A 21,789-nucleotide genomic window follows, 5' to 3' on the forward strand; every position below is an offset into this window, starting at 1 on the left:
CCACAGGTAGGCAGCCAGCAAACGAATCCCGATGAGCTTACATAAGTAAGTGATTCGGGTAAGTGCGCGCAGCTAACACCCCTGTGGCTTCAAGGCCGAAGGGGATTAGTAGTCGACGGCATCCCGGATGATTGGACACGTCATACAGTGACCGCCCCCACGCCCACGGCCTAATTCACTGCCGACTATCTCAATCACTTCGACCCCTTCTTTACGCAACTGGGTATTGGTTTTGGTATTACGGTCATAGGCCAGCACCACACCTGGTGAAAGAGCAACCATGTTATTACCACTGTCCCATTGTTGACGTTCTGTATCGTAATCATTACCTTCGGTCTCAACCACACGCAGTTTTTTCAGGTTAAGCGCGCCAGCAACTACTTCAACAAAGGTGCCTTTATCACGACTTAACTTAATGCCGGTCGGGCCATTATCAGGGCGCAGTGAGAAGGTTTGGATCTGATTAACAATCGCCGGATATAACGTCACTACATCACGGTCGCAGAAGGTGAACACGGTATCCAGATGCATAGCGGCACGCAATTTAGGCATGGCCGCGATCATGACGCGCTCCACCTGCCCTTCGCTATTTTTAAACAGCGATTGCGCCAACTGCGTGATTGCCTGATGCGAAGTTCGCTCACTCATGCCGATTAACACGGTTTTATTACCGATTGGCATCACATCACCGCCTTCCAGCGTCGCAGTGCCGTGGTGCTGCGTCGGGTCACCCCACCACACTTTCACATTGGCGTCACCAAAGTCCGGGTGGAATTTATAGATAGCCGTGGTGAGGATGGTTTCTTCATGACGCGCCGGCCAATACAGTGGGTTTAGTGTCACACCGCCATAGATCCAGCAAGTGGTATCGCGGGTATACAGTGTATTGGGCAACGGTGGTAACAAGTATTCAGTAATACCAACCGCTTCGCGGATCAGCTTCAACTCTTCTTTGTCACATTTACCGTCTTTATGCAGTTCGGTGGTGGACAAGCCGCCAATCAGCACTTCAGCCAGCACGCGCGGCTCCAGGCTTTCCAGATAGCTGCGGGTTTCTTGCAAAATGCCCAATGACACTTCATTCGGCACAATTTGCTGATCCAAAATCCACTTTTTCGCCGCTGGAATGGCGACCGTTTCAGCCAGCAGATTATGCATCTCAACCACATCAACACCGCGTTCACGCATTTTGGTCATAAAATCAAAATGGTCGCGCTTGGCTCTCTCTACCCACAGGACATCATCAAATAATAATTCATCACAATTACTTGGCGTCAGGCGGTTATGGGCACGTCCTGGGGCGCACACCATTACTTTATGTAACTTGCCGACTTCAGAGTGAACACCAAACTTAGGTTTAGCGTGAGTTTTCTTAGCTTTATCTGACATAAGAACTCCAATAAATTATATGGTGATAATCCCGGTAGCAATGCTATAAATCGCAGCCACCGCAGCAACAATCAGAACAATAAACAGTATTCTTTCATAGGAATTAAAGGCTTTTTGATGCTGTTCACGTTTGGCAATCAGATACAAAATAGTGCCCGGCCCGTAAATAATGGCCGACAACAGCACGTATTTCAGGCCGCCGGCGTAAATCATCAGAGCAGAGTAGAAAGTCGCAATGATGGCAAAAATCAAATCTTTTCTATGACCACGGTTATTCGTTTCGTAAGTCTCACCGGTCCATGCCAATTTCAGGCCATAAGCCCCTACTAACAGATAAGGGATCAGAGTTAATGAACTGGTTAATTCCAGCGCCAGTTGAAAAGCATAATCAGTAAACAAGGTGAGAATTAAGAATATCTGTATAAAGATGTTGGTCAGCCAAACCGCTGCTGAAGGCACAGCATTGCTGTTTTCAGTCGCGAAGATTTTTGGCATGCTGTTACTCTTAGCCGCCGAAAACAGCACTTCCGCTGCCAGTAGTGACCATGATAAATAAGCACCCAACACGGAGATAATCAGACCCACACTGATAAATATTGCCCCCCAGCGGCCGACTATCGCCTCTAACACCCCAGCCATTGATGGCTGGCGTAATGCCGCCAAATCAGGGCGCAGTAACACGCCGTAAGACAACATGGTGATCAATACCAGCAGGCACAGCACACCAATAAAGCCCAGAACGGTCGCGATACCAACATGGCTACGTTCTTTGGCATAACGTGAATAAACACTCGCACCTTCGATACCCAAGAATACAAATACTGTGACCAGCATGGTGCTACGTACCTGAGAGAATAGAGACTCAGGTTCAACTGACGTGGTGATTGCCGCCGCCGCATGACCAACATAGCCATAGTCATTCAGATGGGATAAATCAGCACCTTTAATCACATCTGGCGTACCCCAGAAGTTCAGCGCAAAAACATCACCTTTAAAGGCAAAAATCAGTACGATGACGAAAATGAAGATTGGAATTATTTTTGCGAAGGTGGCGATGGTATTAATTGCTGCAGCTTCTTTAACGCCGCGCAATATCAGGATATGGAATCCCCACAAGATAACGGAGGCAATTAACACCGCCGGAATAGTATTACCATCACCAAATATAGGGAAGAATGCCCCTAACGTTGATTTGATAAGAACAAAATAAGAGACGTTACCAATACAGGTACCGGCCCAGAAACCTAATGCAGAAGCAAAACCAAGATAATCCCCGAAGCCCTCTTTTGCGTAAATGAATACACCAGAATCGAGATTAGGTTTACGCTGCGCTAATGTTTGAAAAACAAAAGCCAGCATTAGCATCCCACCCCCCGCTATACACCAGGCGATAAGTGCGCCAAACCCACCGGTTGCTCGTCCAAATGTTGCCGGCAATGAAAATATACCGGCCCCGATCATTGAACCGACCACCAAAGAGGTAAGGGCCGGTAAAGATAATTTATTCGTTGTTGAATTGGCCATGATGCTCTCAATGACATTGGATAAATTAAGTTAAATGTAAATTCTGCTTATCCTACAAACAGATTCACCCAGACCCACTTATCAATATAAATACATAGTTATCATAGCTTCCTTTAAAACTATTGCATAATGCCGGGAAAGTAGACCAAATCTTACAATATGTAAATTCTTGATAAAATTATCACATACATCAGAATTTTGTAACAGTGTTCAAAGTCATCATTTTGTATATTCAGAAAATGACATTTCAGTTTAATTCACTGCAATCCACCTATTCTATTAGCATAGAAATCTGTTTTTATTAGACGGATCATTTAAGATGATTCCAGTACCCGCATTAATTTAATAATAGACATATGAACGAGAGTCCCTGCCATCTTGCGGACTCTCGTTCTATGAACTAAGCTTATAGATTAACCATTAAAAATATAATTTAAATATCCTTAAATTTCAATAAGTTAAAAATAATCCATTCCATTGTTAAAATAGGCAATGTCTTATTAAAATTCTCTATTAGCTCACATTTACTCCCCTATATCCGCCATCAATCAGACGCAGACAATCAGATGACAGCCACATTTATATACTCCGTTTTAATTTTTATAAAACGGATGTAATAGTTTTTTAAATCATTATTGCGTAGTTACTATTAGAGATAAAATCAATAAAAATCGTATTATTACAATAATTATTTAGATTTCATTTAGATTTCATTTAGATTTCATTTAGATTTCATTTAGATTTCATTTAGATTTCATTTAGATTTCATTTAGATTTCATTTAGATTTCATTTAGATTTCATTTAGATTTATTGTGAACATTAAATATTCGATTTTTACATCTAGTCAAGTGAAAATCGTCACTTGATAACGCCAATAAATCACATAAAACCAGTGCTTTAATTTTAAAAAATCAAAAAACACAGAATCAATCACCAGTAAAAAAGTGCTTTAGATAGCGAATATATTCATCTTTCCCATAATTTCATTAGGAACATTGATATTTAATGTCGAAATATCTTACCATTTATAGGGTTATAATGATGAAATCACGTAGGAAAAGCCAATTTTTCCTCTTATTATTCCTACAATGTATAAGAAAGCGTAAATAAAATACGTATATTTAGTGTGTAATATGTACATTTTATTAAAGACCTCCTATTTCAAATAGAGATGTCAGCCTTTCCGTTAAAATTCACTTTTTAGCTTCAAAGCATGCATCATCATGACGGAATCAACAAAAACGGCCCCCATTAGGAGCCGTTTTATAGCACGTCAAATTAGCAGAAATGTGTAACTGTTATGTCAATTGCTTATCCGATACATGCTGCGTCTCTGTCACTGAATAGCCCGCCAAAATTGCTACGAAGATCATAAATAGATGGCCTTCAGATGAGTCCAGCAGGAATGAATTAAAGAAATTACACGCCATATAACTGGTCAATACAGCCAGTAGTACATTGCGTAAAACCGGTGTTTGTTGCCAAATAACGCGATAACAACAAACAATCCATGCCAAAAAGATAATTAAGCCAACAAAGCCTGATTGGATCGTTTCCAACAGATATTGGTTGTGTGGATTATTGATTTTGTAATTGATCTCTGGGTTCTCATAATAGAAGCCGCCAGCACCGTGCCCCAGAATAGGTGACTCTTTAATTAGCCGCACCGCTTCAATGGCAAAGGCCGAACGTTGCCCCATCGAACTACGACAAGCATCATTTACATCATCCGCAGACGCGGCCATACAGACTTTTATCTCATCGACACCCTGCACGATACGGTCGGTCGCTTTATTGGGTATCAGTAGTAGTGCAGCAAAGGCTATCGCCCCTAACACTACCAATAGCCAGCGTTGGCGGCGCCCCAGAGAGAAGAATAGCCATATCCCTAGCCCAACAACTAATGCCACATAACCGGTTCGCCCCAATACCAAGAACAGAATACTGTAGCTCGCCGCTGCCACCAGCAAGCCATACCCCCAGCGTTTCCAGCCCTGATTTTTAAAGGCCAGTGCCAGCCACAACATGGCGGCCAAAGCCATAAAGAAGTTTTGGGTAATTTGCAGTTTAAAGATAGTCGGATTGGTTGGATCTACATTGCCAATGGGAATGTGCAACACCCCAACGGCCAGTGTTCCGGCTAATGCCACCGCGTTAGCCGCTAAGAAGCCGATTCCAAACAATTTTATCAACCGTGGTTGGTTGATAAAAAACAGGGCTAACGGTAATACATAAAGAAATTTCTTATCTTTACCCACCATATCCGGGCCATAACTGTTGTGATGAAACAGTAGTGACAATGCCAACAATGCAAACATCGCAGCAGGCAGGTAAACCAACGGATTCGTCAGTAATGGTTTGAATTGCAATGTGTTGCGATTAATTATCAAACAGATCAGGATTAAAACCAGCGAGATATTGATCAGTGGGTTGGATGTCGGTAAAGAGATACCTAGCAGCAATGCTGCAATACCCCCCAGCATTTCACTACGGCGGTTGACCGTGAAAGCGGCCGGTGAAGAAGTCGATGGGATTGTCATAATTCTCTCAGCTTAAGCTGGTTAGCGGAAAATAAGGTTACTGATGCGCCCCCGTTAATGGCTTTGGGCGCGCCACGCATCAACAGCACTGATAACTTCGCTCACCGGAATGGCGTTCAAATACCGATCGGTAGTGTCAGTATCTATCTCATTAGGGTGTGGCAACGTGCGGTAATGCCCGGCCCATAACAGCGTGTGTGGAGCCTGCCACGGATGCCATTGGTTAAGATTACTGGGGCCAAAGAGAACCACTGCGGGTGTTTGTAAGGCTGCAGCCATATGCATTGCCACGGAATCTACGCCAATAAAGAGCTTAGCGTTATCGATAAATACTGCCAGTTCCGGTAGCGCCAGCAGGCCAGACAAATTAACTACCTTCTCGGGTTGTGTGCATCCGGCAATGATCTCAGCAATATAATCCAATTCAGCCTGATCTTTGCCGCCGGTAAGTAGAATGGTTTCACCTTGCTCAGTGAGATGATTTACCAGTTGGCTAAATGATTCACTGGCCCATGTTTTGAACTTCCAGCGAGCAGAAGGTTGGATCAATATATAGTCATTGATATGGCGTTGTTGGCACAATTTCTGTACCCGTTCAACATCGTGCACACCATAAGACATGGTAACATCAGTAATAATATCAGCCAGTTGCAGTGGCGCGAGAATATCCAGATTATTGAGTACGGTATGCCTTTTGGCCGCATTGGGGATATCAACCAATGTAGAATGACAATAGCGCCATAGCCAGGTATCGCGTTTGGGATAATGAAAACCAATACTGAAGCCAGGTTTTAATAAACGGCAATACGCTGCGGCTCGCCATTGATCGGATAAATTGAGAATCAGATCATAATGGTGTTCTTTCAATGCATTAAACAGCGCTTTTTCGCCACTGATTTGGGCCTTTAGACCCGCATGCTTGAGGCCACGGTCAACAATAAATGCATGATTGACCGTTTTGTTCTCCCGCAGCATATCTTGCGTTCCGCCATACAGCAGCACGTCGATTTTTGCTTGTGGGTAGTTGGCTTGTAAGGTACTCAGTAGTGGCGTTGTGAGTAAAACATCGCCGAAATGGCGTAATTTAATCACTAAAATGCGCTGAACGTTACTTTTGTCCCGCAGTGTATCTGGCAGGTTAAATGCTCGCTGTTGGGCGGTAGCAACAGGAGCAGAAGGTTGCCCGGCAGGTGATTCTGTCTTATTTGATGTATTCATCATAGGATGCGCCATCATCGGCAACGAAGGGGGGCAATAATGCTATCCAAGTGTTTGCTGCATGGCAATTCTTTTATATCCGTCATACTTCAAGCTTCATGTGCTTTGGCTGCCCTCGCTCACCCCAGTCACTTACTTGAGTAAGCTCCTGGGGATTTACTCAGTTGCCGCTTTCCTGCAACTCGAATTATTTAGGGTATAGCATACCAATATCTTTCTTACTTAACTCTATAAAGCCACGAATGATTGTAATGATCATTCTGCCCCGAAACTCAAGCTGGCAAGTAAGATAATTATCAGAGGAAATTGGCGTTATTGGCGCAGGCAGATTGAGTGCGGAAAGCCGCACAGCCAACGGAGCGTACACGCAGTACGTGACGGCGGCGAGCACTGCCCCGAAACTCAAGCTGGCAAGTAAGATAATTATCAGAGGAAATTGGCGTTATCGGCGCAGGCAGATTGAGTGCGGAAAGCCGCGCAGCCAACGGAGCGTACACGCAGTACGTGACGGCGGCGAGCACTGCCCCGAAGCTCAAGCTGGCAAGTAAGATAGCCAATTTTAGAGGCCAGGGGCTTTCCATAGGGAAGTCGTCAACCCACTGTCCACCAGCGACAACTGATCGGTATACACTGCTTGCCAGTTTACTTTTGCGGCTTGATACAGTGCCTGATGCTCGATGTTCGGGGTGTATTCTCGCTCCCAGCGCACTAGCCGCTCACCGGTTTTATCTAGCGCGTCATACAGCCCGACCCCCACACCCGCGGCGATAGCACAACCGAGAGCCGTGGCTTCTTTGACAACGGGTACTCGTACAGGAACCCCGGTCACATCGGCCAAAATCTGGCTCCACAGTTTCCCTTTTGAACCTCCGCCTGCAAATACCACTGAGGCTGCTTTGACGCCGGAGAACTCAGCAATTTGCGCTAAGTTACAGGCCGAGACTATCGCGGCATTCTCTTCCAGAGCACGGAACAGGGTAGCTTTGTTGCATTTTTCTGGATCAAGTGAAAGGTTAATAAAGGAAGGTGCGGCGTGATACCAGGATTTGAAGCGCATTACATCGGAGAAAATCGGCATGATGCCGTATGCCCCTGCCGGTACGCGGGCGGCCATATCCTCCAATAAACTGTAGGTATCGATACCCAGCCGCTGAGCCAGTAATTTCTCTTCGGCGCAAAATGCATCACGGAACCAGCGCATGGTCAAGCCGGTAAAGAAACTGATGGATTCAGCCTGTACCATACCGGGAATAACATGAGGGTTAATACGCGTATTCATATCCGGATCGGTAATCGGCTTAGGCAAATTAACCACCTGCTGCCAGAAGGTGCCGCCCAATACTGCGGTCTGACCCGGTTGAACGACCCCCAACCCCAAACAACCTAATTGTACATCACCACCGCCCATCACCACTGGCGTTCCCGCCAGCAGACCACTCTCTTCTGCGGCTTGTGCTGTGACATGGCCTAGCAGTGTTCCAGTTTCTTTGACCGGCGATAAAATATCGGCACGTAGTCCAGCCATCTCCAGCAAGCTCGGTTGCCAGTTACGGGTGACTAAATCCAGCATGCCGGTGGTTCCTGCATTCGAAGGATCAACCGCCAGTTCGCCACTGAGCATATTGGCTAGCCAGTCGCTTATCATGGTTAATGTACCCGCCTGGCGATAGATATCCGGGCGGTAATGCGCCAGCCACAGTAACCGAGGCATAGCACTTAGTGCCAGAGTTTGGCCTGAACATTGATAAACCTCGAATTCAAACCCATCATTATGCAGCTCTTTAAGCTCACTGACTTCACGGCTGGCACGGGCATCCACATTGGCACACGCCCAAATAGGTTTGCCACTGCGATCATAAAGCACAATGCCTTCGCGCATTGAGCAGGCAGCCACGGCGCGAATAGCACTCGCCGGTAGCTTAGCCTGATGCAATGCTTGGCGGATGCACTGGCAGGCCAACTTCCAGTTAGTCGCTAAATCAAACTCCATCGACCCTGGGACATCAGGTACTGGCAAATGTAGCCACTCAGCCTGTCCGGCCGCTATCTGATTACCATTAAGATCAAATATGACAGCCCGGACACTGCCGGTGCCGGCATCCAGCGCCATCAGGTATTCAGCCGATGTGGTCGTAGAGAATTGACTCATTACGCTATCCTCTGTTTTATATGAATTTATGAATAAACCTGTCCTCTACTGCTTTTTTCTCAAAAGAATAATCAAAACTATTGGCGTAATTCTTGAACCCCTGCGCAAGCCTAAGCTGGCAAGTAAAATAGCCAATCAAATCAATTTGATGATTGATCTTGCTGTTAGCTCATCCGTCACTAATGCATTCACGTATTTTCCGCGCAATGCAGCCACAATCGCTTCTGATTTTTCAATGCCACCGGCGACACCAATCACTGTCGGGATGTTGGTCAGATCTGTCAGTGAGACGCCAATCAGCTCCTGGTGAATCTGCATATCCGGCACCAATGCGCCATCGGCTTGCATAAAGTAGCCAAGGATATCGCCGACCGCCCCCTTGCGACTGAACATCAGTTGTTCACCTTCACCGATATAGCCGGAGCGTAAAATGGTGGCCTCTTTTTGCTGATTGACCGAACCGATACCCACGACGGCAACATCAGCCGCTCGGGCGGCTAGCATCACATCGCGCACACTGTTTTCCTGACGGAATGTCTCCGCCACTGTGGCACTGGAAGCACGCAACGGCGCAGGAATAATGCTGACCTGACAAGCGGCATCCAACTGGCCAATACCGGTCATATAAGAGCCAACCCCACCGGAAAGCGTCACCAGTCTGACCTGCTGCGAAGCGATAAAACCGCTTAAATGCTGTAAGGCACACATGGTGGTTTCACCAAAGCCGACTGCCAGTAGTTGTTGTGGTTGTATCAATGCCATCAATAAATGTGCAGCGCCAATCCCCAACCGGCTACTGATACTGAGATCAGCCAGAGAAGGCAGAATGCGGATATGCTTGAGGCCGAAATGCTGTTGCAAGGTGTTTTCCAGTTCCAGACAACCCTCATAGCGCGAATTAATCTGTACCCGAATAACCCCAGACTGGCGGCCTTTTTCCAGCAATCTGGAGACCTTCAGTCGGGTTAACCCCAACAGTTCGCCAATATCCCCTTGTGTTAAGCCATCGTGATAATAAAACCACGCAATGCGAGCGAGCAGTTCCTCTTCACTCATGCTATTACCCGGATATTTGTATTCATCGTTAGACGACATGGGTTTTTCTTTTGTTACTGATTTTTCTCTCATCATTAGCCGTGATCCCTATTGCCGCTTTCTCATTCTTCATTGATTCATCATCGATCAAAAATCCACGGTCTGATAAATGCTATACCCAAGAGATTTCAAGATGCAGGAAGGCGGCAAGCGAAAGACAAATTGGTTGTAAACCATTTTGAACAGCGCTTGCGCTGGCCCGTAGGGTGAGCCTCTGATGAGGTTCATAATCCCGATGAGCTTACATAAGTAAGTAATTCGGGCGATTGAGCACAGCCAACACACCTACAACTTGAAAGATGACGGGTATAAATCTCAGTTGAGAACTACGCTAACAGCTTAGGCAATACATTTGAACACATTTTAATTTAAATTTTTTTATTCACGGAAATGTGATCTTGATTACGCCATAAATGGGATTATGCAGCTATCTTTTTTGAACACTTTTAAATTTAAAATATTTTTGTTCATAAACAGGAGCCACTGATGCCGCACACCAATCCGCCACCGCTGCTCCAGGTTCGTGGTATCAGCAAGCAGTTTTCCGGCGTAGTGGTATTGAAGAGTATCGACTTTACTCTGCAACCAGGACAGGTACATGCCCTGTTGGGAGGAAATGGCGCGGGGAAATCGACGTTGATGAAGATCATCGCCGGCGTGCTGCCACCAGACAGCGGTACCATCGAGATCAATGGGCAACCCTGCCTTAATCTCACCCCAGCAAAAGCACATCAACTCGGTATCTATTTGGTCCCCCAAGAACCGATGTTATTTGCCAATCTGTCGGTACAAGAAAATATTCTGTTTCGTTTGCCCAAACATCAGGCAGATAAGAAGAAGATGGCGCAATTACTCAAAAACCTGGGTTGCCATTTGGATCTGTCAGTCAGCGCCGGTTCACTGGATGTAGCAGATCAACAGCTAGTAGAAATTATGCGCGGCTTGATGCGTGACTCACGTATTTTGATCCTTGATGAGCCAACAGCGTCACTAACACCGGCGGAAACCAATCGTCTATTTAGCCAAATCAAAATGTTATTGCAGCAAGGTGTCGGAGTGGTATTTATCTCCCACAAATTACCTGAAATTCGTCAACTGGCAGATTGGGTCAGTGTCATGCGCGATGGTGGCATCGCTCTAAGTGGCGCCACCACTGATTTCTCCATCGATACGATTATTCAGGCCATTAAGCCACAGGCCAAAAACAGCGAATTATCTGATACCCAGAAGCTATGGCTGGAACTGCCCGGTAACCGCCGCTCTCAAGCGCGTGCTCAGTCCAATCAACCGGTGATAGAAGTTGCCGATCTGAGTGGTGAAGGTTTTGCCCATATCTCTTTTGAGGTGCATGCCGGTGAAATCCTGGGATTAGCGGGGGTGGTTGGTGCGGGCAGAACAGAACTCGCTGAAACACTCTATGGTTTACGACCCGCCAGCGGTGGCCACGTCAGGCTGGAAGGGATTGATATCACATTGATGAAAACCGTCAATCGTCTGGCAACCGGGTTGGTTTATCTGCCGGAAGACCGCCAAGCCTCCGGCCTCTATCTGGATGCTCCGCTCAGTTGGAATGTCTGCTCGCTCACCCAGGGTAATCAGGGGTTATGGACACATCCGGCACAGGAAGCCGCCATTCTGGAACGCTATCGGCGGGCACTAAACATTAAGTTCAGCCACCTTGAGCAACCCGTGCGCACCTTGTCTGGTGGCAATCAACAAAAGCTGTTGATTGCGAAATGCCTTGAAGCCAATCCGTTGCTACTGATTATTGATGAACCTACTCGTGGCGTAGATGTATCAGCGCGCAGCGATATTTATCAATTGATCCGCAGTATTGCCTCTCAGCATGTGGCGATCATTTTTATCTCGTCAGATCTGGAAGAAGTAGTGCAGATGGCTTCCCGGGTGTTGGTCATGCATCAGGGTGAAATCAGTGGCGCAGTCAGTGGGGCGGAAATGAATGTCGATACCATTATGCATCTGGCCTTTGGTGAACATAATACCGATGCGCGCCAATCTGCTGAAAGCGAGGGCGCATCATGTTGAAATTTATTCAAAGCTATCAATTTATTCAAAACAATCGTGAAGGTACCGCACTGCTGGCGATTTTGGCTTTATTTGCCTTGCTTGGTGTGATCGACAGTAATTACTTCACCTTGCAAACCTTCACCATGATTTTCAGCAGCGCACAGATCCTGATCCTGTTAGCCATCGGCGCCACCATGGTGATGCTAACCCGCAATATCGATGTGTCCGTCGGCTCCATTACCGGCTTATGTGCCGTCACTGTGGGTATGGCGCTCAATGCTGGTTTCGGGCTGGCAATCTCCTGCCTGTTTGCTCTGCTGGTCGGCATGGTGACGGGCTTCTTTAATGGCATTTTGGTTACCTGGCTGCGCATCCCGGCGATTGTCGCCACCCTGGGTACGCTGGGGTTGTATCGCGGCCTGATGCTATTGATAACCGGCGGGAAATGGATAGAAGGGCTGCCAGCAGACTTGAAAAGTTTATCCACCCCCATTCTGTTTTCTATCTCTCCTATCGGCTGGCTAATTATGCTGCTGATTGTAGCTATGGCCTTGTTGCTAGGTAAAACCGCCTTTGGCCGCAGTTTCTATGCTACCGGCGATAACTTGCAGGGTGCACGCCAACTGGGGATCCGCACCGACAGTATTCGTATTTTTGCCTTCTCAATGAATGGGGTGATGGCCGCGCTGGCAGGGATTGTCTTCGCCTCCCAAATTGGCTTTATCCCTAATCAGACGGGCAGTGGGTTAGAGATGAAAGCCATCGCCGCCTGTGTTCTCGGTGGGATCAGCCTGCTCGGTGGTACCGGCACCATTCTTGGGGCCATTCTGGGGGCTTACCTATTAACACAAATCGACAGCGTGCTGGTGCTACTGCGCCTGCCTGCTTGGTGGAATGACTTTATTGCCGGACTGGTGTTGCTGGGTGTGCTGGTGTTCGATGGCCGCCTGCGCTGTGCCATTGAGCGCAATATCCGCCAGCAGAAATATGCTCGCTTTAATGCTCGCCCGGCAGTTTCTGGTAAGTCGACAACTTCGGATAAGAAGAAAAACGTTATACCCAATAGATTTCATGATGCAGGAAGGCGGCAAACGAGAGAATCCCGATGAGCATACAGTGGTAAGTGATTCGGCTAAACGAGAGTAGGTAACACACCTGCAATTTGAAAGATGAAGGGTATAAAAAGAGGTGGCGCGATGAATATATATCGCCGTTATGGATGGGAACTGGCCTTGGCTGCACTGTTAGTGCTGGAAATCCTGCTGTTTGGTTTATCGAATTCTCGCATGCTGGATATCAACGTATTGCTGTTCAGTACCAGTGATTTCATCTGCATCGGCATTGTAGCTTTGCCGCTGACCATGGTGATTGTCAGTGGCGGAATTGACATCTCATTCGGTTCAACTATCGGATTGTGCTCCATATTCCTAGGCGTGATGTTTCAAGCTGGCGTCCCCATGAGTGTCGCGATCCCGCTGACACTGGTGGTTGGCGCGTTATGCGGTTTGATTAATGCCGGGCTGATTCTGTATACCGGCGTCAACCCGTTGGTCATAACTCTAGGCACCATGTACCTGTTCGGCGGCAGCGCCTTGCTGTTGTCCGGCATTTCCGGCGCGACCGGCTATGAGGGCATTGGCGGTTTCCCAACAGCCTTTACCGATTTTGCCAACCAAACGTTGTTCGGCCTGCCCGTCCCACTGGTTATCTTTATGGTCTGCGTGCTGCTGTTCTGGCTACTGATGCACCGCACTCATAGCGGCCGCAACGTATTCCTTATCGGGCAAAACAGTCGGGTGGCCCGTTACAGCGCCCTGCCCGTCGCGCGTACCTTATGCATCCTGTATGCCCTGACGGGTGTGGCGTCTGCGATTGCCGCGGTCCTATTGGTCTCTTATTTCGGTTCGGCACGCTCTGATTTGGGGGCTTCGTTCCTGATGCCAGCCATCACCGCAGTGGTACTGGGGGGCGCTAACATCTACGGCGGCTCTGGCTCCATCCTCGGGACGGCACTGGCGATATTACTGGTGGGTTACTTACAGCAAGGTTTGCAAATGATTGGCACACCAAACCAGATATCGAGTGCGTTGTCCGGTGCATTGCTGATTCTAGTGGTGGTTGGGCGCTCTATCAGCCTGCACCGACATCTGATTCATGAATGGCTGCAACGTCGTCGCAGCAGACACACCCTAAGTTAATACCTGTTTTCTTTTGTAGTGAAATTGCCAACACCTCTACCCCTAGCTTCTTCGGAGATAGCAATGAAAACACAAAGATTAAAAAAGCTGGCACTGGTTTGTGCCCTTGGATTTGCCTGTATCACTACTGCTCAAGCGGCAGAACGCATCGCATTTATCCCGAAACTGGTCGGGGTCGGCTTCTTCACCAGCGGCGGTAAAGGTGCCGTTGATGCCGGTAAAGAGCTGGGTGTGGATGTGACCTACGATGGCCCGACAGAACCGAGTGTTTCCGGCCAGGTTCAGTTAATCAATAACTTCGTCAATCAGGGTTACAACGCCATTGTGGTTTCGGCAGTCTCACCGGATGGACTGTGCCCTGCGTTAAAACGCGCGATGCAACGGGGCGTCAAAATCTTGACCTGGGACTCTGATACCAAACCAGAATGTCGCTCGATTTACATCAACCAAGGTACCCCGAATCAATTGGGTTCGATGCTGGTCGATATGGCCGCGAATCAAGTGAAAAAAGATAAAGCCAAGGTTGCCTTCTTCTATTCCAGCCCGACGGTTACCGATCAGAACCAATGGGTCAATGAAGCGAAGAAAAAAATCCAACAAGATCACCCCGGTTGGGAAGTGGTCACCACCCAGTTCGGCTATAACGATGCCACAAAATCACTGCAAACCGCAGAAGGCATCTTAAAAGCTTATAGCGATCTGGATGCCATTATTGCCCCAGATGCCAACGCCCTGCCCGCTGCGGCACAAGCAGCAGAAAACCTGAAACGCGACAATGTGGCGATCGTCGGCTTCAGTACTCCAAACGTGATGCGCCCTTATGTTCAGCGCGGCACGGTCAAGGAATTCGGTCTGTGGGATGTGGTTAATCAAGGCAAGATTTCAGTTTATGTCGCCAATGAAATGCTGAAAAAAGGCGACCTGAATGTCGGCGATAAAATTGATATCCCGAACATTGGCGTGGTTGAAGTGGCACCGAATAGCATTCAGGGCTATGACCATGAGGCTAAAGGCAGCGGCATTGTGTTACTGCCACAGCGGGTCATTTTCACTAAAGAAAACATCGACAAATACGATTTTTAATCTCGGCGGCCCGTCCACCGGCGGGCCGGAACAGGACTAAAGGAGTAATAACAGATGGCTGATTTAGACGATATTAAAGACGGTAAAGATTTCGGTATTGGCGTGCCGCAGATAAATCCTGCCTTTACACTGAAAGGCTCGGGTTCACTGGATTGGGGGATGCAATCCCGGCTGGCGCGAATTTTCAATCCGAAAACCAATCGCACGGTAATGCTGGCATTTGATCACGGTTATTTTCAGGGGCCGACCACGGGCCTGGAGCGGATTGATATCAATATCGCCCCGCTGTTTGAATATGCCGATGTCCTAATGTGTACCCGTGGCATTTTGCGCAGTATCGTCCCCGCGTCGGCCAATCGCCCGGTGGTACTGCGCGCATCTGGTGCCAACTCGATTCTGACTGATTTATCCAACGAAGCGGTGGCGGTGGCAATGGAAGATGCATTGCGGCTCAACTCCTGCGCCGTGGCGGCACAAGTCTATATCGGCACTGAACACGAGCATCAGTCGATTAAAAATATCATTCAATTAGTTGATCAGGGAATGCGCTACGGCATGCCTACCATGGCCGTGACTGGCGTCGGTAAAGACATGGCTCGCGACCAGCGCTACTTCTCTCTGGCCACCCGAATTGCCGCTGAGATGGGCGCACAGGTGATCAAAACCTATTATGTTGACAGTGGATTTGAACGTATCGCTGCCGGTTGTCCAGTGCCTATCGTCATTGCCGGTGGTAAAAAACTACCAGAACGCGATGCATTGGAAATGTGCTATCAAGCCATTGATCAGGGAGCGTCAGGTGTAGATATGGGGCGCAATATCTTCCAGTCAGAAGCCCCAATTGCCATGCTGAAAGCGGTTCATGCAGTGGTACATAAAAATGAAAATGCACAAACAGCCTATAAGCTGTTCTTAGATGAAAAAGGTTGAGTGGGCATCGCTGCCAGTCAGTGACTGGTAAGCCGTGACAAGGAGGTCTTCGGTAATAAGGAGACCTTTGGTAATCAGGAGACAAATATGCACGTGACTCTCGTCGAAATTAATGTGAAAGATGACAAAGTTGAGCAGTTTATTGAGGTTTTTCGCGCCAATCATCAGGGTTCTATCCGCGAGGCGGGGAACTTGCGTTTTGATGTGCTAAGGGACGAGACGATCCCAACCCGTTTTTATATCTATGAGGCTTATACCGATGAAGCTGCGGTGGCGGCACATAAGCAAACCCCCCATTACCTGAAGTGTGTCGAACAACTGGAGGGATTGATGACCGGCCCACGCAAGAAAACAGTATTTATCGGCCTGATGCCTTAGCCGACACGGGCAGCCGATTTCCTACGCTGCCCGCATGTTGGAGCCGCATGGCAAATTTAGCGACTGAGCCACATCACGCGCACACGCTAAAACTTATCCGCACCCATAAACCGCCTAGTAACTCACTGTGCAATAACTCTGGGCGGGTTTTATGGTAGGTCGTAATGTCTTTTACCAATGCTAACCCCAGCCCCGCCCCTTGCTGCTCACCCACATTATCCAACCGGTGGAATGGCATCAGCGCTTGCGCAGCTTCATCTTGTGCAATACCAGGGCCACTGTCTTCTATTTCTAACCAACAGCGCCCTGTGTCACCGCCTATAACCAACCGTACCGTCACCACGCCCTGCTTTGGTGTGTATTTCAACGCGTTGTCCAGCAGGTTGTCGCACAGTTCAGTCAGCAATAAGGCATCCCCCTCGATCCAGCACTCAGACACCCCCTCATAGCCCAGATCAATCTGCTTGCTGCGGGCTTGAGCAAGGTGTGCAAAACACGCGTCGCGTAATAGTGGGCCGAGATTAACCGGTTGTAGTCTGCGCTCGTGTACTTTCATCCGTGATAACTGCAATAACCGATCCGTCAGGGAAACGGTGTGATCCAGTGTCCCGCGCATCGCCAATAGGCTTTCACGCCATTGTTGTGGGGAGTCACTGGCCAGCGCCACCGCCACCTGCGTTTTCAACACCGTTAACGGTGTACGCAATTGATGAGAGGCATCAGCACTAAAGCGCCCCTGACGTGCCACCATTTCCCGTAAACGCTCGATGTAGCGATCAAAGGCCAATAACAACGGTTCCATTTCTGACCATGGCAACACTTTGGGGAGCGGGGTCAGTTCACCGGGATCACGCCGCAGCATCAAGCCTGATAGCTTACGTAATGGCTTGAGGATACCTTTGAGTAAGATATACGCCATTACCAGCGTCAAGAGCACCAGCGTACCTTGGGTCAAGACTGCCGATATCATGATCTGCTGTGCCAGATCATGGCGGGATGCTAGCGTTTCAGCCACCAGCACCATCGCCATCCCCATAACACCAGACTCATTAACCGGTTGATAAAGCGCAGCCACACGTATTGGTTTGCCTCGGTACTCGGCATCATAAAAATGTACCAATGCAGGGTAGAGAAGGGATCGTGGCGTATTCAGCGGGAAAGGCGGTAAATCATTGTAGCCAGCTATACTTTTCCCCTCTGGCGTAATCACCTGATAGTAAAGCTGATCATTCATATTGCGCTCAAAACTATCGAGGACAATATAAGGGACATCAACCTCTAGCTGCCCATGACGAACAACCAACCGCTCCGCGACCGTCCGGGCAGAGGCTAATAACGTGCGGTCATAAGCTAACGTAGCCGCATTCATCGCACTGATATAATGGGTATAAATAGAGATCCCGCCCAAAATCAGTAGTGGGACACCAAAAAACAGCAGCAATTGATGAAACAGCGAACGTGGGGCTTTAAACCATCGTGGCACAGTAGTGTTAGAGCATGCCATTAGTGCATTCCAGGCTGTAACCTAAACCGCGTAAAGTCTGGATAGAGACATTACTGCCATGCAGCTTTTTACGCACCCGATGCACATACAGTTCAATACTTTCTGGATTGGCATCATCGGATAAGGTAAATACCTGCTCAAACAGTTGTTGTTTGGCAACTGGCCTACCCCGGCGATGCATCAGTGAGGTTAATACTGCCGATTCCCGCGGTGTCAGCGCCAGTGGCTTATCCGCTAACAGAAAGTAACCTTCGTCGTGATAGGTCAACTCACCAAATTGCACCGCCTGCCCGGTTCCACCGACACTACGCCGTAATAGAGCACGTATCCGCGCCTCCAGTTCATCCAGTTCAAACGGTTTCGTCAAATAGTCATCCGCCCCCAAGTTCAGCCCTTTCACCCGGTCTGCCACTTCCGTTCTGGCGGTCAACAACAGCACCGGCAGCGTTTGCCCACGCTTACGTAGCCGGGCCAGCAAATCTAACCCGTTCAAACGTGGCAACGCCACATCCAATACCACCAGCGCGTAATTTTCGTTTTGCAGCAAATGATCGGCGGCAACACCATCATTTGCCACATCCACAGCGAAGCCCGCATGAGTCAATGCTTTCTGTAACCAGTGAGATAACTCGGGGTGATCCTCTACCAACAAGAGACGCATATCACATCCTGTACTTTTTCCTTCCCATTGAAAGGTAACTGAAAGGTTAATCTATTAACAATTCAGCAACCTCGCAATCGCGGGAAGGCTCACAATTTAGACGAAAATAATGAGGGAATAAGATGAAAAGGATAATTACCCGCACTTTAGCCGCCTCGATTCTGATACTGACAGCACAAATGGCACAGGCTATCGAGGCACCTGGCAGAACAGAATGTATTGCGCCGGCCAAACCCGGCGGCGGCTTTGATCTTACCTGTAAATTGATTCAGGTTTCCCTGCAAGAGACTAAAGCAATTGATCGCCCAATGCGGGTCAGCTATATGCCAGGAGGTGTCGGAGCGGTTGCCTATAACGCCATCGTGGCGCAACGGCCAGCAGAGTTTGGCACCGTGGTCGCGTTCTCCGGCGGCTCTTTACTTAATCTGGCACAAAATAAATTTGGCCGTTATAGCCCTGACGATGTGAAGTGGTTGGCGGCCGTTGGCACTGATTACGGCATGATCGCCGTGCGGGCTGACTCTCCCTATAAAACGCTAACAGATCTGATGGATGCCTTTAAACAAGATCCTAACAGCGTGGTATTCGGGGCCGGTGCCTCGATTGGCAGCCAGGACTGGATGAAAACGGCGTTACTGGCCCGTGAGGTGGGCGTCGATCCCCATAAAATGCGCTATGTGGCCTTTGAGGGTGGCGGTGAACCGGTTACCGCATTGTTAGGTAACCATATTCAGGCGGTGTCCGGGGACTTAAGTGAAATGGTGCCCTATCTGGCAGGCGACAAACTACGGATATTGGCTGTTTATGCAGAACAACGCCTGCCTGGCCAACTGGCTAATATTCCTACGGCTAAAGAACAAGGCTTCAATTTAGTGTGGCCGATTATTCGTGGTTTCTATCTCGGGCCGAAGGTCAGTGATGCCGAATATCAATGGTGGACGGAGACCTTTAACACCTTGGTACAAACTGACGAGTTCAAAAAACAGCGCGAATTACGCGGCTTATTTGAGTTCAACCTGACCGGCAAAGAGCTGGATGTGTATGTCAAAAAACAGATTGAACAATATCGTGAACAAGCTAAAGCATTCGGGCTGGCCAAATAATTAAGGAGAAAGATCATGAGCGATCGTATTTTTGCCAGTATCTGGATCCTACTCTGTATCAGCGGCTTATTTATCGGCTGGGGAATTCAAAGCGAATACAGTTACGAGCCGCTAGGCCCGCGCCCTTTCCCGATGGCAATTCTGGCGTTAATGACACTGTGCGCGGTGCTATTGCTGCTGCGTAAACCAGACGTTATCGCATGGCCGCACGCCAAAGTATTGCATCGCCTGTTGGTGATGGTGATTACGCTGGTGCTCTATGCCTGGGGGTTTGAGTCGCTTGGATTCCCGCTGGCGACAGCCCTGCTAACATTTAGCATCGCATTGTTATTTGAGGCAAAAATATGGGTCGCTGCGCTGTCCGGCGTGGTCCTGGGCGCGTCATTATTCTATGCCTTTGACTATTTACTTGATGTCACCCTACCACTTGGCGTTTGGCTGAACTAACGAGGCTGTGATGGAAACTTGGATGTATTTATCGCAAGGATTTGAGGTGGCATTAACACCACAAAACCTGATGATTGCCCTGATAGGCTGCTTTATCGGTACCATTGTTGGCTTACTCCCAGGACTGGGGCCGATCAACGGCGTGGCCATTTTGCTGCCACTCGCTTTTGCCCTAAAACTGCCCGCCGAGTCTGCCCTGATCTTGCTGGCTACGGTTTATATCGGTTGTGAATATGGTGGGCGCATCTCATCCATATTACTTAATGTCCCCGGTGATGCCGCGGCTATCATGACCGCCCTTGATGGTTATCCAATGGCGCAGCAGGGCCGTGCCGGTGTAGCGCTATCCATTTCAGCAGTTAGCTCATTTGTTGGTTCACTCTTGGCTATTGGTGGGATCATTCTGTTTGCACCGCTACTGGCACAGTGGTCACTGGCATTCGGACCCTCGGAGTATTTCGCGTTAATGGTCTTCGCTATCGCCTGCCTTGGCAGCATGATGAGCCAAAATCCCTTGAAATCACTGCTCGCCGCCTTAATCGGCTTGGGGTTGGCGACAGTAGGCGTTGATGCAAACACCGGCGTTTATCGCTTCACATTTGATAGTGTCCATCTCTCTGATGGGATCCAATTTATCGTGGTAGTGATCGGCTTGTTCTCGGTCAGTGAAATCTTGTTGATGCTGGAAAGTACCAGTACCGGCCAGAAACTGGTGCGTAAAACCGGTCGCCTGATGTTCAACCGCAAAGAGGCGGCAGAATGTGTTGGGCCAACACTGCGATCTTCAGTGATCGGTTTCTTTGTTGGGATTTTGCCGGGCGCAGGGGCAACCATCGCCAGTGCGCTGACCTACATGACCGAAAAACGCATCAGTGGTAACAGCGATAGTTTTGGTAAAGGGGATATTCGTGGTGTTGCCGCACCTGAAGCGGCGAATAATGCTTCTGCCTGTGGATCTTTTATTCCTATGCTCACTCTGGGCGTTCCAGGCTCAGGCACTACGGCGGTAATGATGGGAGCATTGACCCTGTATAACATCACACCGGGGCCTGCGATGTTCACCGAGCAACCGGATATTGTCTGGGGGTTAATTGCCTCGCTGTTGATAGCCAACGTTATATTACTGCTGATGAACCTACCTCTGGTTGGCTTCTTCACCCGCATGTTAACCATTCCGTTATGGTTCCTGGTCCCCGCCATTGCAGCAGTCTCTGCGGTGGGGGTGTATGCGGTGCACAGCACCACTTTCGACCTGATGCTCATGGTTGGATTGGGTATCTTTGGCTATCTGCTGAGAAAAATGAACTTCCCCATGTCCCCGCTGATTTTAGGCTTTGTTCTGGGCGAAATGCTGGAGCAAAACCTGCGCCGTGCACTGTCCATTAGCAATGGCAATTACACTATTTTGTGGTCGAGCCCTATTGCAAAAAGCTTGCTAATACTGGCCGTGGTGGTGTTGGTGCTGCCGCCAATCCTGCGAGTAGTACGTAAATTCCGCCAATCAAAGCCAGCCGCTAATGAAGGGTAAAAACTGACTCGTA

The 21,789-nt window shown here is 48.6% G+C and carries 18 protein-coding genes; 9 read left to right on the forward strand and 9 right to left on the reverse strand.

The genetic code is table 11. The features are described 5' to 3' along the window. Positions 1-105: 105 nt before the first annotated feature. The 7 genes from arcA to lsrR all read right to left on the reverse strand — a co-directional run bounded on the left by arcA (position 106) and on the right by lsrR (position 9,949). A complete protein-coding gene (gene arcA / locus V2A84_RS16075; RefSeq protein WP_083160749.1) occupies positions 106-1,389 on the reverse strand; it encodes an arginine deiminase in 1,284 nt (427 codons plus the stop codon). 15 nt (positions 1,390-1,404) lie between these two features. Beyond that, complete coding sequence (locus V2A84_RS16080; protein ID WP_083160751.1) at positions 1,405-2,913, reverse strand: amino acid permease; 1,509 nt, start codon at positions 2,911-2,913, stop codon at positions 1,405-1,407. A gap of 1,299 nt (positions 2,914-4,212) precedes the next feature. Continuing rightward, complete coding sequence (gene waaL-ps, locus V2A84_RS16085; RefSeq protein WP_083160753.1) at positions 4,213-5,454, reverse strand: O-antigen polysaccharide ligase WaaL-ps; 1,242 nt, start codon at positions 5,452-5,454, stop codon at positions 4,213-4,215. 54 nt (positions 5,455-5,508) lie between these two features. Beyond that, positions 5,509-6,675: a putative lipopolysaccharide heptosyltransferase III gene (rfaQ, locus tag V2A84_RS16090; RefSeq protein WP_083160755.1), complete on the reverse strand. Its 1,167-nt coding sequence runs from the start codon at positions 6,673-6,675 to the stop codon at positions 5,509-5,511. A gap of 293 nt (positions 6,676-6,968) precedes the next feature. Further along, positions 6,969-7,229, reverse strand: coding sequence for a hypothetical protein (locus tag V2A84_RS16095; protein ID WP_193784733.1), 261 nt, complete (start codon positions 7,227-7,229; stop codon positions 6,969-6,971). A 2-nt stretch (positions 7,230-7,231) separates the two neighbouring features. Next, positions 7,232-8,821 carry an autoinducer-2 kinase gene (lsrK, locus tag V2A84_RS16100; protein ID WP_193784734.1) on the reverse strand — a complete coding sequence of 530 codons (1,590 nt, stop codon included), beginning with the start codon at positions 8,819-8,821 and terminating at the stop codon, positions 7,232-7,234. Positions 8,822-8,956: 135 nt separating this feature from the next. Further along, positions 8,957-9,949 (reverse strand): transcriptional regulator LsrR, encoded by a 993-nt coding sequence (lsrR, locus tag V2A84_RS16105; protein WP_083163898.1) that lies wholly within the window; start codon positions 9,947-9,949, stop codon positions 8,957-8,959. Positions 9,950-10,402: 453 nt separating this feature from the next. On the opposite strand from lsrR, the gene lsrA reads away from it, so the two are divergent. The 6 genes from lsrA to lsrG all read left to right on the forward strand — a co-directional run bounded on the left by lsrA (position 10,403) and on the right by lsrG (position 16,533). Next, a complete protein-coding gene (gene lsrA, locus V2A84_RS16110; RefSeq protein ID WP_083160757.1) occupies positions 10,403-11,962 on the forward strand; it encodes an autoinducer 2 ABC transporter ATP-binding protein LsrA in 1,560 nt (519 codons plus the stop codon). Then, positions 11,956-13,053 (forward strand): autoinducer 2 ABC transporter permease LsrC, encoded by a 1,098-nt coding sequence (lsrC, locus tag V2A84_RS16115; protein WP_083160759.1) that lies wholly within the window; start codon positions 11,956-11,958, stop codon positions 13,051-13,053. Before lsrA ends, lsrC begins: the two co-directional genes overlap by 7 nt. An 87-nt stretch (positions 13,054-13,140) precedes the next feature. After that, positions 13,141-14,142: an autoinducer 2 ABC transporter permease LsrD gene (lsrD, locus tag V2A84_RS16120; RefSeq protein WP_083160763.1), complete on the forward strand. Its 1,002-nt coding sequence runs from the start codon at positions 13,141-13,143 to the stop codon at positions 14,140-14,142. A 63-nt stretch (positions 14,143-14,205) separates the two neighbouring features. Then, entirely contained in the window at positions 14,206-15,225 is a 1,020-nt protein-coding gene (gene lsrB / locus V2A84_RS16125) for an autoinducer 2 ABC transporter substrate-binding protein LsrB (protein WP_083160765.1), read from the forward strand. Between the two features lie 54 nt (positions 15,226-15,279). Next, positions 15,280-16,155: a 3-hydroxy-5-phosphonooxypentane-2,4-dione thiolase gene (lsrF, locus tag V2A84_RS16130; protein WP_083160768.1), complete on the forward strand. Its 876-nt coding sequence runs from the start codon at positions 15,280-15,282 to the stop codon at positions 16,153-16,155. An 87-nt stretch (positions 16,156-16,242) separates the two neighbouring features. After that, positions 16,243-16,533: a (4S)-4-hydroxy-5-phosphonooxypentane-2,3-dione isomerase gene (lsrG, locus tag V2A84_RS16135; RefSeq protein WP_083160770.1), complete on the forward strand. Its 291-nt coding sequence runs from the start codon at positions 16,243-16,245 to the stop codon at positions 16,531-16,533. A 73-nt stretch (positions 16,534-16,606) separates the two neighbouring features. On the opposite strand, the gene V2A84_RS16140 is transcribed toward lsrG, so the two are convergent. Then, on the reverse strand, positions 16,607-18,037 hold the full coding sequence (locus tag V2A84_RS16140; RefSeq protein ID WP_083160772.1) for a sensor histidine kinase: 1,431 nt from the start codon (positions 18,035-18,037) through the stop codon (positions 16,607-16,609). Next, on the reverse strand, positions 18,024-18,698 hold the full coding sequence (tctD, locus tag V2A84_RS16145; protein WP_083160774.1) for a transcriptional regulator TctD: 675 nt from the start codon (positions 18,696-18,698) through the stop codon (positions 18,024-18,026). The genes V2A84_RS16140 and tctD overlap by 14 nt, the downstream gene beginning before the upstream one ends. 122 nt (positions 18,699-18,820) lie before the next feature. On the opposite strand from tctD, the gene V2A84_RS16150 reads away from it, so the two are divergent. The 3 genes from V2A84_RS16150 to V2A84_RS16160 are packed head-to-tail and all read left to right on the forward strand — an operon-like array spanning position 18,821 to position 21,776. Further along, positions 18,821-19,801: a Bug family tripartite tricarboxylate transporter substrate binding protein gene (locus tag V2A84_RS16150; RefSeq protein WP_372568625.1), complete on the forward strand. Its 981-nt coding sequence runs from the start codon at positions 18,821-18,823 to the stop codon at positions 19,799-19,801. 15 nt (positions 19,802-19,816) lie between these two features. Next, entirely contained in the window at positions 19,817-20,248 is a 432-nt protein-coding gene (locus V2A84_RS16155) for a tripartite tricarboxylate transporter TctB family protein (protein ID WP_083160778.1), read from the forward strand. Between the two features lie 10 nt (positions 20,249-20,258). Further along, entirely contained in the window at positions 20,259-21,776 is a 1,518-nt protein-coding gene (locus V2A84_RS16160) for a tripartite tricarboxylate transporter permease (RefSeq protein ID WP_083160779.1), read from the forward strand. Positions 21,777-21,789: the final 13 nt, after the last annotated feature.

The organism is Yersinia sp. 2553 StPb PI, assembly GCF_052217105.1.
GTDB lineage: Bacteria > Pseudomonadota > Gammaproteobacteria > Enterobacterales > Enterobacteriaceae > Yersinia > Yersinia enterocolitica_E.

Excerpts from the sequence above, each read along its gene's own strand:
- V2A84_RS16150 (WP_372568625.1), top strand. The coding sequence starts at position 18,821 with ATGAAAAGGATAATTACCCGCACTTTAGCCGCCTCGATTCTGATACTG.
- V2A84_RS16160 (WP_083160779.1), top strand. The coding sequence starts at position 20,259 with ATGGAAACTTGGATGTATTTATCGCAAGGATTTGAGGTGGCATTAACA.
- V2A84_RS16155 (WP_083160778.1), top strand. The coding sequence starts at position 19,817 with ATGAGCGATCGTATTTTTGCCAGTATCTGGATCCTACTCTGTATCAGC.
- rfaQ (WP_083160755.1), bottom strand. The coding sequence starts at position 6,675 with ATGATGAATACATCAAATAAGACAGAATCACCTGCCGGGCAACCTTCT.
- lsrB (WP_083160765.1), top strand. The coding sequence starts at position 14,206 with ATGAAAACACAAAGATTAAAAAAGCTGGCACTGGTTTGTGCCCTTGGA.
- tctD (WP_083160774.1), bottom strand. The coding sequence starts at position 18,698 with ATGCGTCTCTTGTTGGTAGAGGATCACCCCGAGTTATCTCACTGGTTA.
- waaL-ps (WP_083160753.1), bottom strand. The coding sequence starts at position 5,454 with ATGACAATCCCATCGACTTCTTCACCGGCCGCTTTCACGGTCAACCGC.
- V2A84_RS16080 (WP_083160751.1), bottom strand. The coding sequence starts at position 2,913 with ATGGCCAATTCAACAACGAATAAATTATCTTTACCGGCCCTTACCTCT.
- lsrK (WP_193784734.1), bottom strand. The coding sequence starts at position 8,821 with ATGAGTCAATTCTCTACGACCACATCGGCTGAATACCTGATGGCGCTG.
- lsrR (WP_083163898.1), bottom strand. The coding sequence starts at position 9,949 with ATGAGAGAAAAATCAGTAACAAAAGAAAAACCCATGTCGTCTAACGAT.
- lsrD (WP_083160763.1), top strand. The coding sequence starts at position 13,141 with ATGAATATATATCGCCGTTATGGATGGGAACTGGCCTTGGCTGCACTG.
- arcA (WP_083160749.1), bottom strand. The coding sequence starts at position 1,389 with ATGTCAGATAAAGCTAAGAAAACTCACGCTAAACCTAAGTTTGGTGTT.
- lsrF (WP_083160768.1), top strand. The coding sequence starts at position 15,280 with ATGGCTGATTTAGACGATATTAAAGACGGTAAAGATTTCGGTATTGGC.
- lsrA (WP_083160757.1), top strand. The coding sequence starts at position 10,403 with ATGCCGCACACCAATCCGCCACCGCTGCTCCAGGTTCGTGGTATCAGC.
- lsrC (WP_083160759.1), top strand. The coding sequence starts at position 11,956 with ATGTTGAAATTTATTCAAAGCTATCAATTTATTCAAAACAATCGTGAA.
- V2A84_RS16140 (WP_083160772.1), bottom strand. The coding sequence starts at position 18,037 with ATGGCATGCTCTAACACTACTGTGCCACGATGGTTTAAAGCCCCACGT.
- lsrG (WP_083160770.1), top strand. The coding sequence starts at position 16,243 with ATGCACGTGACTCTCGTCGAAATTAATGTGAAAGATGACAAAGTTGAG.